General features: G+C 62.3%; 10 protein-coding genes and 1 pseudogene. 2 read left to right on the top strand and 9 right to left on the bottom strand.

From position 1 onward, the window contains the following. Positions 1–45: 45 nt before the first annotated feature. From ccoG to rph, 7 genes are all read right to left on the bottom strand, one after another. Complete coding sequence (ccoG, locus tag AHA_RS21300; RefSeq protein WP_011707874.1) at positions 46–1,494, bottom strand: cytochrome c oxidase accessory protein CcoG; 1,449 nt, start codon at positions 1,492–1,494, stop codon at positions 46–48. Between the two features lie 199 nt (positions 1,495–1,693). Further along, the gene (locus tag AHA_RS21305) at positions 1,694–1,957 is read right to left on the bottom strand and encodes a YihD family protein (protein WP_005306857.1); all 264 of its coding nucleotides are present in this window, start codon (positions 1,955–1,957) and stop codon (positions 1,694–1,696) included. 30 nt (positions 1,958–1,987) lie between these two features. Next, the gene (locus AHA_RS21310) at positions 1,988–3,142 is read right to left on the bottom strand and encodes a GGDEF domain-containing protein (protein ID WP_017409683.1); all 1,155 of its coding nucleotides are present in this window, start codon (positions 3,140–3,142) and stop codon (positions 1,988–1,990) included. A 126-nt stretch (positions 3,143–3,268) separates the two neighbouring features. Beyond that, the gene (cueR, locus tag AHA_RS21315) at positions 3,269–3,658 is read right to left on the bottom strand and encodes a Cu(I)-responsive transcriptional regulator (protein ID WP_010635698.1); all 390 of its coding nucleotides are present in this window, start codon (positions 3,656–3,658) and stop codon (positions 3,269–3,271) included. Positions 3,659–3,668: 10 nt separating this feature from the next. After that, positions 3,669–6,089, bottom strand: a complete 2,421-nt coding sequence (locus AHA_RS21320; RefSeq protein WP_011707876.1) for a heavy metal translocating P-type ATPase — start codon at positions 6,087–6,089, stop codon at positions 3,669–3,671. Between the two features lie 180 nt (positions 6,090–6,269). Continuing rightward, complete coding sequence (pyrE, locus tag AHA_RS21325; protein ID WP_011707877.1) at positions 6,270–6,923, bottom strand: orotate phosphoribosyltransferase; 654 nt, start codon at positions 6,921–6,923, stop codon at positions 6,270–6,272. A gap of 74 nt (positions 6,924–6,997) precedes the next feature. Then, complete coding sequence (gene rph / locus AHA_RS21330) at positions 6,998–7,714, bottom strand: ribonuclease PH (protein ID WP_077392316.1); 717 nt, start codon at positions 7,712–7,714, stop codon at positions 6,998–7,000. A gap of 146 nt (positions 7,715–7,860) precedes the next feature. Here rph and AHA_RS21335 point away from each other — a divergent pair, with 146 nt between their 5' ends. Together AHA_RS21335 and AHA_RS21340 are read left to right on the top strand one after the other, a co-directional pair. Beyond that, on the top strand, positions 7,861–8,724 hold the full coding sequence (locus AHA_RS21335) for a YicC/YloC family endoribonuclease (protein ID WP_011707879.1): 864 nt from the start codon (positions 7,861–7,863) through the stop codon (positions 8,722–8,724). Positions 8,725–8,890: 166 nt separating this feature from the next. Next, positions 8,891–9,958, top strand: a complete 1,068-nt coding sequence (locus tag AHA_RS21340; RefSeq protein WP_011707880.1) for a glycosyltransferase family 9 protein — start codon at positions 8,891–8,893, stop codon at positions 9,956–9,958. Here AHA_RS21340 and AHA_RS22015 read toward each other — a convergent pair. Together AHA_RS22015 and AHA_RS21350 are read right to left on the bottom strand one after the other, a co-directional pair. Next, positions 9,894–10,917: pseudogene (locus tag AHA_RS22015) on the bottom strand (glycosyltransferase family 9 protein). The gene AHA_RS21340 and the pseudogene AHA_RS22015 sit on opposite strands and share 65 nt — an antisense overlap. A gap of 55 nt (positions 10,918–10,972) precedes the next feature. After that, entirely contained in the window at positions 10,973–12,001 is a 1,029-nt protein-coding gene (locus AHA_RS21350; RefSeq protein WP_164927774.1) for a glycosyltransferase family 9 protein, read from the bottom strand. Positions 12,002–12,033 lie beyond the last annotated feature (32 nt).

The raw sequence follows: 12,033 nt of genomic DNA on the forward strand, positions 1-12,033 counted from the left end.
TTGCCGCGCCCGATGACCGGCTAAAACCGGCCATGGCGGCAGCGGTCACAGCCGGCTGATGAACTTGCTGGGCTGGCGCAGGATCCCCTTGCTGTCGTCCGCGGCCACCCCTTCGCGTTTGAGCACGAAACGGATGTCCAGGGTCGGCTTCTTCAGATTGAAGGGGTCGACCGCTACGCTCACCGGCAGGGTGAAGATTTCCCCTGGTTTGAGAGTCACCTCGCGCGGGCCGAACCATTCGTGCTCCGGCAGCCCCTCCACATCCAGCTGATAGGTCTGGGGATGCAGGGTCTTGTTGAGGATCTTGAGGGTGTAGGTGTTCTCGATGAGCCCCTCGCTGTTCTCGCGGAACAGCTGGTTGCGATCCCGCAGGATATCGAGCCCCATCGGCATGATGGACATGGCGTTGTAGACGAACACCCCCAGCATCACCGCCATCACCAGGCCATAGCCAATCAGCTTGGGCCGCGCCACGTGGGTGGAGTCGTTGGCCAGCTTGTGCTCGGTGGTGTAGCTGATGAGCCCCTTCGGATAGCCCATCCGCTCCATGGTCTGATCGCAGGCATCGACGCAGGCGCCGCAGTTGATGCACTCGTATTGCAGGCCGTCGCGGATGTCGATGCCGGTCGGGCAGACCTGCACGCAGAGGTCGCAGTCGATGCAGTCCCCCAGCCCCAGCGCCTTGGGATCGGCCTTGCGGGCACGGGCGCCACGGGTTTCACCGCGCTTGGCGTCATAGCCGACGATGAAGGTGTCCTTGTCGAACATGGCGGACTGGAAGCGAGCATACGGACACATGTGAATGCACATGATGGCGCGCATCCAGCCGGCGTTGCCGTAGGTACAGGCGGCGAACAGCACCACCCAGAAGATGACCCAGCCGCTGGCCTGCAGGGTGAAGAAGTCCGGCACCAGCTGGAACACATCCTGAAAGTAGGCGACGAAGGTGAGGCCGGTACCCAGCGACAGCAGGATCCAGGCCAGATGCTTGGCCCCCTTGCGGGCCAGCTTCTCGGCGTTCCAGGGCGAGGCATCCAGCTTGCGGCGCTTGTTGGCCGCCCCTTCCAGCTTCTCTTCGAACCAGATGAACATGAAGGTCCACACCGTCTGCGGGCAGAGATAGCCACACCAGACCCGGCCGAGGAAGGTGGTCACGAAGAAGAGCCCGAAGGCGGCGATCATGAAGATCCAGGCCAGCAGGGTCAGATCCTGCGGCCAGATGGTGGCACCGAAGATGTGGAACTGCTGGTGACCGATGTCGAACAGCACGGCCTGGCGACCGTCATAGCGCAACCAGGGAATGGCGACGAAGAGCACCACGAAGAACCAGCCCATGGCCTTGCGCACCCGCTGCCAGTAGCCGGTCTGGGCCCTCACGTAGATGCGGTTGCCGGGATTGAACCTGTCATCGCTCGCTTTGAAGGTATTGGGGTTGTATGTCCCCGTTACATCGCCGGTGACATCCTTGATATCGATCTTGTCCTGGTCGGCCATTGCAACACTTCGCTCCACTCATTAATTGTTATGGAGCGGATTATATCTTAAACAGCCTGCTAATTGTGTGGGTAAAATGTATCTAATGTTCGAGTGGCGTCGCAATTTCAAGCAACAAAAAAGACGTATCGCCAGTTGACGAAACGCCTTTTTGAGAGATTCTTTTGAACACCAACAAAGGCTCCACCTGGAGCAATTTTTACTTGATGCCGCGAGCCTTGAGCAGGGCTTCCTTGAAGTCGGGCACGTGATCCTTGGCCAGGCCGGGGATCATCGCCTGCTTGTCGGATTCCCGCATCTTGAGGTGATAGATCAGCATGTCGTCGGTCAGCTCGGACAGAGGACCTTCAAATCCCGCTTCCTCGGCCAGTTTGGCAACAAACTGCACCAGGCTGAGATCCTGTTCCTTGATCCAGGCAGGCTGCAACAACTCCAGCAGCTCTTCGATACGATGACATTGCATAGACGACCTCTTTAATCTGTCTTGTGAAACTCAGGCAACCTTACCCATCAAGGCTACTTCGATACGATCCCGCCCATTATGCTTGGCCTGGTAGAGGGCCGCATCCGCTTTTTGAATCAGCTCGCTGATGGAGAGGCTCTGATCCGGCACCAGGGTCGCCACCCCGAAGCTGCAGCTGACCCGGCCGGAAACCAGGGATTTCTGATGGGGAATGCTCAAATCCTTCAGCGCCACCCGCACGTTCTCGGCGATCTGCAGCGCCCCCTGCATGCTGGTACAGGGCAGCAACAGGGCGAACTCCTCGCCGCCATAGCGGGCGGCGAGATCGTCCTCGCGCCGCTGCACTTCGGCCAGCAGACCCGCCACCTGCTGCAGACACTCGTCACCCAGCTGATGGCCATAGAGGTCGTTGAATTGCTTGAAGTAGTCCACATCCACCAGCACCAGTGACAGGGGCGCCCGGGCCCGGTGACAGCGACGCCAGGCGCGTTCGAGGCAGTAGTCGAGGTGGGCCCGGTTGGCGATGCCGGTCAGCCCGTCCAAGCGGGAGGTGAGCTTGAGGTGCTCGGAGACCGCCTTCAGCTCGGCCACCAGATCGGCGTTGGAGAAACGGTGATAAAGCGAGGCCACCTGATCCCGCCGCAGGCGGCGCAGCAGGGTCGGCAGGAAGACGAACAGGTAGCCCGCCAGCATGCAGGAGACGATCCGCTCCTGCTCGTTGCCCGCCCCCAGCTCGAACAGCATGGCCAGCCCGAGCGGCAAGACGGCGCCGTAGAGCGAGCGGCGGCTGCCAAACAGCATGATGGCGCTGCCGGTGAGGATCAGGCTGGAGAGCATCATCATGGCCGCGCGATAGGTATCGGGCAGCTTGTCCATATAAAGCAGCACGCCCAGGGCCCAGATGATGGAGGTGATGGTCACCCCGATGAAGAGCTCGCGCTCCAGCACCGGCAGCGGAATCTGGGCCAGCCTGGGCTGGCGCCAGCGCAGGTGCCAACCTCGGCAGATCAGCAGCAGCAACACCCCGGCCAGCCAGCCGAGCGCCTCGGCGGCGGGCAGGTAGTCGTGGAACAGCAGGCTCCAGCCAAGCGCCAGCAGACCCAAGCAAGGCAGGCTGAATGAGGCGTGGGTATAGAGCTGGGCCATGATGGCCTGCTTCACCTGACGTGTCACACTCTGGGTCAACTGCGTACTCCCTGTACAAGAGCCGCACAGTCTACCACTACCCCTTCGGAGCCAACAATAAAACGTCCGTTATTAAGCGGTTAGTCAGTCGATGATGCCAGGCCCCAGCCTGCCGGCAGAGACGGCTCAGCCGCGCTCCAGCTCGTCGAGGATAGGGCACTCTGGGTTTTCATCCCCGTGGCAGCAGCCGACCAGCCCCTCGAGGGAGCTGAGCATGGCCTGCAAGCCAGCGATGCGGGCGCGCAGATCGACGATCTTCTCCTGCGCCAGCTTCTTCACCTGAGCGCTGGTTCTGTGCTCGTCCCGATAGAGCGCCAGCAGCTCCTGGCACTCCTCCAGGTTGAAGCCGGTCTCCCGCGCCCGCTTGACGAAACGCAGCTCGCGCAGCGCCCCCTCGGTGTAACTGCGGTAGCCGTTGTCGCTGCGGACCGGCGCCGAGATGAGGCCGATGCTCTCGTAGTAGCGAATGGTCTTGGCGGTCAGTCCCGTCGCCTTGGCTACCTTGCTGATGTTCATGGATGACTCCTTAACGGTTCGATTCTGTGCTGACATGGGCGAGAGCCCGCGGCTGCCAGCGTTTCAATAGCAGGGAATTGCTCAATACTGTGATGCTGCTCAAGGCCATGGCCGCCCCCGCCAGCTCGGGGCTGAGGTAACCCAGCGCCGCCAGCGGAATGCCGATAATGTTGAACACGAAGGCCCAGAACAGGTTCTGCTGGATGGTGCGCCAGGTGGCTGCCGAGATGTCGATGGCATCGGCCACCAGCCGCGGGTCAGACCGCATCAGGGTGATGGAGGCGGTCTCCATCGCCACATCGGAGCCGGAGCCCATGGCGATCCCCACATCCGCCGCCGCCAGCGCCGGGGCGTCGTTCACCCCGTCCCCCACCATGGCGACCAGCCCGCTGGTTTGCGCCCGCAGCGCCTCCACTTTCTCCACCTTGCCGGCCGGCAGCACTGAGTCGAAGGCCCCGTCCAGCCCCAGCTTGGCGGCGATATGGGCCACCGGTGCCGGCGCATCACCGCTCACCAGCCAGCTGGCGATGCCGCGCTGACGCAGGGTGGCGATGGCATCCGGGCTCTCGGGGCGCAGGGTATCCGCCAATGCGGCTATGCCGGCCACCACGCCGTCGATGGCCACCCAGACCCGGGTCGCGCCGTCGGCGGCTTGTTCATCCTGTTGTGGCGGTTCAATACCGAGCTGGGCCAGCAAAGAGCCATTGCCGATGGCGACCCTGTGGCCGGCGACCTGACCGACAATACCGGCCCCGACCCGCACCTCCACCGCCTCCGGCTGAGGCAGCGTAGCCTCCTTGCCGACTGCCTCGCGCATGGCCAGCGCCAGCGGGTGTTCGCTCGCCTGCTGCAGGGCGGCGGCGAGGCGCAGTTGCTCGTCGTTGCCGCTCCAGCTGGCCAGCACCGGCCGGCCCTGGGTCAGGGTGCCGGTCTTGTCGAAGATCAGCGCCTTGATGGCGTGGGCCTTCTGCAGGGTATCGACATCCTTGATCAGAATGCCGTGGCGCGCCGCCACCCCGGTACCGGTGACAATGGCCGCCGGCGTCGCCAACCCCAGCGCACAGGGACAGGCGATCACCAGCACAGCCACCGCCGCCAGCAGCGCCTGACCGAAGTCGTTGCTGATGGCGTACCACACCAGCAGGGTGAACAGGGCGATGGCCATCACCACCGGCACGAACACGGCGGAGACCTTGTCCACCAGCTGCTGCAGCGGCGCCTTGCCCATCTGGGCGTTTTCCACCAGTGCGATGATCTTGCTGAGGCTGGAGTCCTCCCCCACGGTAGTGGCTTCAATTTCCAGCACGCCGGAGCGGTTGATGGCGCCGCCCAGCACCTTGTCGCCCTCGCCGCGGGGCACTGGCAGGCTCTCGCCGGTGAGGATCGACTCGTCCAGCTCGCTGGCGCCGCTCACGATTCTGCCATCCACCGGCACCCGCTCACCCACCAGTACCCGCAACCGATCGCCGCGCAGCACCTCGTCGATGGCCACGCTCTGCCAGCTCTCGCCACGCCAGACGGTGGCCGTTTCCGGCCGCAGCGCCATCAGTTCGCGAATGGCGGACTGTGTGCTGCGTCTGGCCCGTGCCTCCAGCAACTTGCCGAGAGAGATCAGGGTGATGATGATGGCGCTCGCCTCGAAATAGAGCTGGCCGCTGGCGGCCATCCCCAGGGTCAACAGTAGATAGAGGCTGTAGAAGTAGGCCGCACTGGTACCGGTTGCCACCAGCACATCCATGTTGGCGGAGCGGTTCTTGATGGCGAGCCAGGCACCGCGATAGAAGCGGGCGCCGATCCAGAACTGCACCGGGGTGGCGAGCACCAGCTCCAGCCAGGCAGGCAGATGCCAGGGCAGCAGACCGGCCATGGCCAGCATGCCCGCCAGCAGCGGCAGGGTCAGCAGGGCCGAGACGATGACCCGGGTCTGCGCCTGACGGGCGCTGGCGGCCTCCTGCGCTTCCCGCTCCAGCAACTGCTGACGGCGGCCGCTGGCCGAGCCCTGCGCCAGCTGGGCGCCAAAGCCGAGCGCCTCGATCTGCTCGCGCAGGCCTGCGGGCGTCTGCATCCCGGGTACCAGCACAATACGGGCCTGCTCGATGGAGAAGTTGACGTCGGCGGAGATGACGCCGGGCAGCGCCGCCAGCATCTTGTTCAGGCGGGCCGAGCAACCGGCACAGGTCATGCCGGTTATTTGAAACAGTATGGTCTCGCTGCCGTAGTCGTAACCCTGCGCTTTGATGCTCTCCAGCACCGCCGGCAAACGGTCGGGGCTGGCAAGGTCGATGGCGGCCTGTTCCAGTGCGAAGTTGACGGTCGCCTGCACCCCGTCGAGCTTGTTGAGGGCGGTCGTGATGCGGCCGGCGCAGTTGGCGCAGCTCATGCCGCTGAGCGGCAACTGCAGATGAATGGGTGATTGAAGATGAGTGGTCATGTTGTTCCTCCCCGGAACCAGTCGGCCAGAATGAGCGCCGACCAACAAACCCTAACCTTTACTGTAAGGGTAAACTCAAGCCACATGATCCACTTTTTGCGGATGAAAAAAACGGTGCCCGTTTGCTGCCAGAGAGCAAACGGGCACCGCCTTCAACGATTGTGCGGTGTGAGCGGTGACTCAGATACCGTACTGGGTGCGGTAAGCCTTCATGGCGGCCAGTTGCGCCGCCAACTCCGGCTGCTCGGCCTGCTTCTCTTCCAGATACTGGATCAGATCGCTCATCTGGATGATGGCGATGATGTGGGCGCCGTAGTCACGCTCCACTTCCTGAATGGCGGAAAGCTCGCCCTTGCCCTTCTCCTGACGGTCCAGCGCGATCAGTACGCCGGCCAGGGAGGCGCCGTTGGCCTGGATCAGATCCATGGATTCGCGGATGGCGGTGCCGGCAGTGATGACGTCATCCACCAGCATGATCCGCCCCTTGAGCGGGCTGCCCACCAGATTGCCGCCCTCGCCGTGATCCTTGGCCTCCTTGCGGTTGAAACACCAAGGCACGTCCACGTCGTGCTGCTCCACCAGCTGTACCGCGGTGGCGGAAGCGATGGGGATCCCCTTGTAGGCCGGGCCAAACAGCACATCAAACTCGATGCCGGCATCCATCAGGGCGGCGGCATAGACGCGGCCGAGACGGGCCAGATCGCGGCCGCTGTTGAACAGACCGGCGTTGAAGAAGTAGGGGCTTTTACGACCGGATTTCAGGGTAAATTCACCGAATTTGAGGACCTGCTTCTCCAGGGCGAACTCGATAAATTGACGCTGGTAGGCTTTCATTCTGGCTCCTTGCTTGGCTTGTCGTTTACTTTCGTGGGGTATAAAAAAACGCGGTCAATGCCGCGTTTTTAAAATCATGCAAGTGACTGCTTCTGCAGCGCAATGATGTCGGCGATGCCGCCCTTGGCGAGCGCCAGCATCTCCAGCAGCTCTTCATGGGTGAAGGGTTCGGCCTCCGCGGTGCCCTGCACCTCGATGATGCGACCATCTTCGGTCATCACCACGTTCATGTCGGTCTCGGCGGCGGAGTCTTCGATGTACTCCAGATCGCAGATGGCTTCGCCCTGATACATGCCGACGGAGACGGCCGCGATCATCTGCTTGAGCGGGCTCTGCTTGAGCATGCCCTTCTCGACCATCCAGTTCAGCGCATCCACCAGCGCCACGCAGGCACCTGTAATGGCGGCGGTGCGGGTGCCACCGTCGGCCTGCAGCACGTCGCAGTCAACTGTGATGGAGTGTTCGCCCAGCGCGGTCAGGTCTACCGCCGCGCGCAGGGAGCGGGCGATCAGCCGGGAGATCTCCAGAGTGCGGCCGCTCTGCTTGCCGGAGGCCGCTTCGCGATTCATCCGGGAGTGGGTGGAGCGCGGCAGCATGCCGTACTCGGCGGTCACCCAGCCCTGATTCTTCCCTTTCAGGAAGCGCGGCACGCTGGTGTCGACGCTGGCGGTGCAGAGCACGCGGGTGTTGCCGAATTCCACCAGCACGGACCCTTCAGCATGCTTGGTGAAGTGGCGGGTAATGGTGACCGGACGAAGCTGCGCGGCAGTGCGATCGCTGGGACGTGACATGGGACGGACCTCTGGGCTGGCTGAATTGGCGCAGGAGTATAAGTGATCCCAGCCCAAATATCAGCCGCTAAAACCACGCTGTCGGCTGACGGAGCAGGGCTGGCTGAGTATACTGGCCCCACACTTCATCAAGCCCGGAACAATCAATGATTCACAGCATGACCGCCTACGCCCGCAAGGAACTCAAGGGCGACTGGGGCACAGCCGTTTGGGAAATTCGTTCGGTCAACCAGCGCTATCTGGAGACCTACATTCGCCTGCCGGAACAACTGCGCAGCCTGGAGCCGGTTCTGCGTGAGCGCTTCCGCGCCAAGCTGCAGCGCGGCAAGGTGGAGTGCAACCTGCGCTTTGAGGCCGCGCAGGCCGCTGCCAGCCAGCTGCACATCAATGAAGAGCTGGCCAAGCTCATCATCGACAGCGCCAACTGGGTGATGAAAGAGGCGGGACAGGGTCAGCTCAACCCGGTCGACGTGCTGCGCTGGCCGGGCGTGATGGCTGCCGCCGAGCAGGACATGGATGCGGTCGCCACCGAGCTGCTGGGTGGATTTGACCTGACCATGGAAGATTTCCTCGCCTCCCGCGCCAGCGAAGGGGCCAACCTCAAGGCCCTGATCGAACAGCGTCTGGCCGGCATTCAGGTAGAAGTGAAGAAGGTGCGCGTGCACCTGCCGCAGATCATCGAGTGGCAGCGCCAGAAGCTCACCGACCGGCTGGCCGAAGCCAAGGTGGAGCTGGATCCGGCCCGTATCGAGCAGGAGATCGTGCTGCTTGCCCAGAAGATCGACGTGGCCGAAGAGCTGGATCGCCTGGAGATGCACATCAGCGAGACCAACAAGATCATGAAGAAGGGTGGCGCCTGTGGCCGTCGTCTCGACTTCATGATGCAGGAGTTCAACCGCGAGTCGAACACCCTCGGTTCCAAGTCCATCAACGCCGAGGTGACCCAGTCCGCCGTCGAGCTGAAGGTGCTCATCGAGCAGATGCGCGAACAAATTCAGAACATCGAGTAATCGATACAAGAAGCCCGTCAACGACGGGCTTCTTTCATTTAACAATGCGCTCGGTTGGCGGCCTGCGCCAGATCGGATTTTCACGTTGCACCGACAGCATCTGACTCACTTGTGCGGTATGCTGTCACGCTGACGATCAACTATGACCTCTGTTGAGGCCTGCCTTATGAAATACCTTGTAGTTCAAACCAAACAGATAGGGGATGTGCTGATCTCCACCGCACTGTGCAACAACCTCAAGCAGAATGACCCAAGCGGCGAGGTTCACTATCTGGTCATGGATTATTGCGCGGGTATGGCGCAGGGCAATCCCAATATCGATCGGCTCATCATCATCGAGAAGGCCAGGCGCAACCAGTGGCGCTACATGAAGGATCTGCTGCTGGCCATTCGCCGCGAGCGCTATGATGTGGTGGTCAACAGCCAGGGCCAGATGATCGGCCTGCTCAGCTGCCTCTTCTCCGGCGCCCGCCTGCGCATCGGGTTTGACTCCTTCCCCTGGCGGCTCGGCCACAACCGCATCGTGCATTTTCGCAAAGACACCGAATTTCAGGGCAACAGCACCCTGGTCGACGATCGCTTCTCGCTGCTCAAGCCGCTCAAGCTGGCCAGCGAGGATCGCAACTACTACCTCTGGCTGAGTGAAGAAGAGAAGCAACAAGGAAAGGATGCCCTGCTGGCCGCCGGCGTCGACCTGAGCCGCCCGCTGATCGCCATGGGCGTCAACTCGCTCGGGCACTACAAGCGCTGGCCCATCGACTGCTTCGCCAAGGTCGCCCAGTGGCTGATCGAGCAGCACGACGCCCAGATCCTGATCTACTGCGGACCGGGGGAAGAGGAGTACAACCGCGGCCTGAAACCGCTGCTGCCCGCAGCCCTGCAAGCCAGCGTCTTCGACCACATCAAGACCCGCTCGGTACGGGAACTGGTGGGGCTGTTCGCCCACTGCCGGCTGTTTGTCGGCAATGACACCGGTCCCCGTCACATGGCGCAAGCCATCGACCTGCCCCTGCTGACCATAGTGGCCCCGGGCGGCGACAAGATCATCGCCAACCCGGTCAACCACCCCCGTTATCAGGCCATCGATGTGTTCGATGCCAAGGGACCCGACTTCCAACTGCCACAAAACGCGGAAAAGGACTTCATCGACGAAGCCCTGCTGCGCGCCATCACGCCCGAGCTGGTGATTGAGCGGCTGACAGCGCTGCCTGGTTGGCAAGCAGCCACGCCCTGAAAGTACGCTCGAATTCGGCCAGGTCGAGGGAGTTGATATCCTGCTCCCGAGTATTGGTCGAGAACAGCACGGTGGCTGACGGGGAGTTGGGGTGCCACTCCAGGAAGTTCTCGTTGCCGCCCCCTATGTCCGGGTTGTAGAGGCCAAGAATGGGCTTGTGCAGCCCGGCGGCGATGTGCACCGTCGCCGTGTCCACCGAGATCAGCCCCTGACACTGGCGCAGCTGGGCGAACAACCCGGCCAGCGAGGGTGCATCCGGTGACAGCAGCAGGCGATCCGGTCGGCTCAAGCATCTGGCTGATAAGCTCGGTCCGCAGGCGGCGAGAGCTGCCACTGCCGTAAGGGTTGAAACAGAGGACCGGCTCGGCCGGCCACCAGCTGGCCAGCGCATCGGGCGGGCTCATGGTCGGGACTATGTATTGCTGGTCCGGATTGCTCACGCCGAGCCGCTGCAACAGCAGGGCAAACTTGTCGGAGAAGTGCATGCCGCTGGAGGCCTTGCCCAGCTTGAGGTTGACCGCCTGCAAGGCATCGTCCATGCCGGCGACCCAATCTGCCCTCACCTGACTGATGAAGTAGATGTCCTTCATTTTCAGCATCTTGCCAAAGTGCACCAGACACTCCACCTCCCCCAGCGAGTGTGCCAGCCGCTTGAGTTGGCCATAGCCAGGCCGCTTGGGCACCTCTATCACCTTGTCCATGCCGAAATGATCGCGAAACAGGGGAGCCATGGCCGCAGTCGTGACGATCCACACTTCCCGCTCCGGGCTGGCGCGCTTGATTTCGCGGGCCACCCAGGATGAGACGATGGCATCGCCCAGCTTGGCATCCCAGCGCAGCAACACTATCTTCCCCTTGCGCTCATGCAGCGGGGCCGGCCGTTTGCGATCGAACAGCAGCTGCCCCAGCTTGCGGCGAAGAATGTCACGCTGGAGTTGCAGATCGTTGATTAATGACATGAATCCACCAGAAGGGCCGTTGAGTTGGAAAAAGGATGATAACAGCCTGACGCGACTAGAGCGCAATCAGGGCATCGACCTGGCGGCTGATCTCCGCCGGTGATAGGGCCGCCAGCTTGTCCGTGGTCGAGCGCAGGATGATATTGCGACCCGCCAGCGGAATGAAGGCATCGCGCCAGCGCTCGTTGTTCATCAACACCAGGGTGGGCACCCCGAAGGAAGAGGAGATATGGATGATGGAGGTATCGGTCGAGATGACCCCTCGCGCATCCTTGATGATCTTGGCGGCATCGAGAATGGTGTCGGGAAACAGCACTCTCATGTCCTGCCGCGGGCACGCCACGGGCTGCCTGGAGAATACCAGGTAGGAGATCTCCGGATAGGTCGGCAACTGGGTCAGGATCCCGTCGATCTGCGCCTCCGTCATCGAGTTGCCGACCTGGCTGCCCGTCAGGTTGACCAGCAGATAGCGGCCATACGCGCTGGTATCGAGCTGCTCATTGCAGGGTGACGGTACTGTGGCCGGCACGCCAGCCGCATCACCTGCCACGCTGAGCATGCGATAGACGAAGTGATCCCTGACTGGGCGTGACGACACTATGCAGGCCTTCTTGTTGAACAGCGGCAGCAACTTCTGCTGCCCGTCACTCTTGAAGCGCAGGGGCAACGACTGCAAGCGCCCGTTGGCCAGCAACAACAACTTGGCCATGGCGATATCGTCGGGCTCGTCAAATAGATTGATCACCAGATCATACTGCCGTTGCCTGAGTTCACGCAGCTTGCACCACATGCTCGACGACCACAGGGTGTCGTTCAGGGTGATCACGTGACACTCATCGATCCCGGCGACCGACGCCGCCAGCAGCTGGTTGCGCTGGCTGCACACCAGCTCGAGGCGCGCGGCGGGGTACATCTCTCTGAGCCGAGCAATGGCGGGCAGGGTGAGAATGAAATCGCCGATGGCGTCATAACCGACCACCAGCACCCTCTCCACCTTCGCCCCGGCGGGGCATGGGGTGGCGTCAGGCGCTCTGCCGATCAGCCATCTGGCAATGGAATGGGTAAGCAACTTCTTGAGATTCATGGGTTATCCAGCATGAGCATGTATGACCGGCA

Origin of the sequence: Aeromonas hydrophila subsp. hydrophila ATCC 7966 (assembly GCF_000014805.1) — a bacterium.
Classification (GTDB): Bacteria; Pseudomonadota; Gammaproteobacteria; order Enterobacterales; family Aeromonadaceae; genus Aeromonas; species Aeromonas hydrophila.

Bases quoted from the DNA above. Each gene is read 5' to 3' on its own strand.
- ccoG (WP_011707874.1), bottom strand. From the start codon at position 1,494: ATGGCCGACCAGGACAAGATCGATATCAAGGATGTCACCGGCGATGTA.
- AHA_RS21305 (WP_005306857.1), bottom strand. From the start codon at position 1,957: ATGCAATGTCATCGTATCGAAGAGCTGCTGGAGTTGTTGCAGCCTGCC.
- cueR (WP_010635698.1), bottom strand. From the start codon at position 3,658: ATGAACATCAGCAAGGTAGCCAAGGCGACGGGACTGACCGCCAAGACC.
- AHA_RS21320 (WP_011707876.1), bottom strand. From the start codon at position 6,089: ATGACCACTCATCTTCAATCACCCATTCATCTGCAGTTGCCGCTCAGC.
- pyrE (WP_011707877.1), bottom strand. From the start codon at position 6,923: ATGAAAGCCTACCAGCGTCAATTTATCGAGTTCGCCCTGGAGAAGCAG.
- rph (WP_077392316.1), bottom strand. From the start codon at position 7,714: ATGTCACGTCCCAGCGATCGCACTGCCGCGCAGCTTCGTCCGGTCACC.
- AHA_RS21335 (WP_011707879.1), top strand. From the start codon at position 7,861: ATGATTCACAGCATGACCGCCTACGCCCGCAAGGAACTCAAGGGCGAC.
- AHA_RS21340 (WP_011707880.1), top strand. From the start codon at position 8,891: ATGAAATACCTTGTAGTTCAAACCAAACAGATAGGGGATGTGCTGATC.
- AHA_RS21350 (WP_164927774.1), bottom strand. From the start codon at position 12,001: ATGAATCTCAAGAAGTTGCTTACCCATTCCATTGCCAGATGGCTGATC.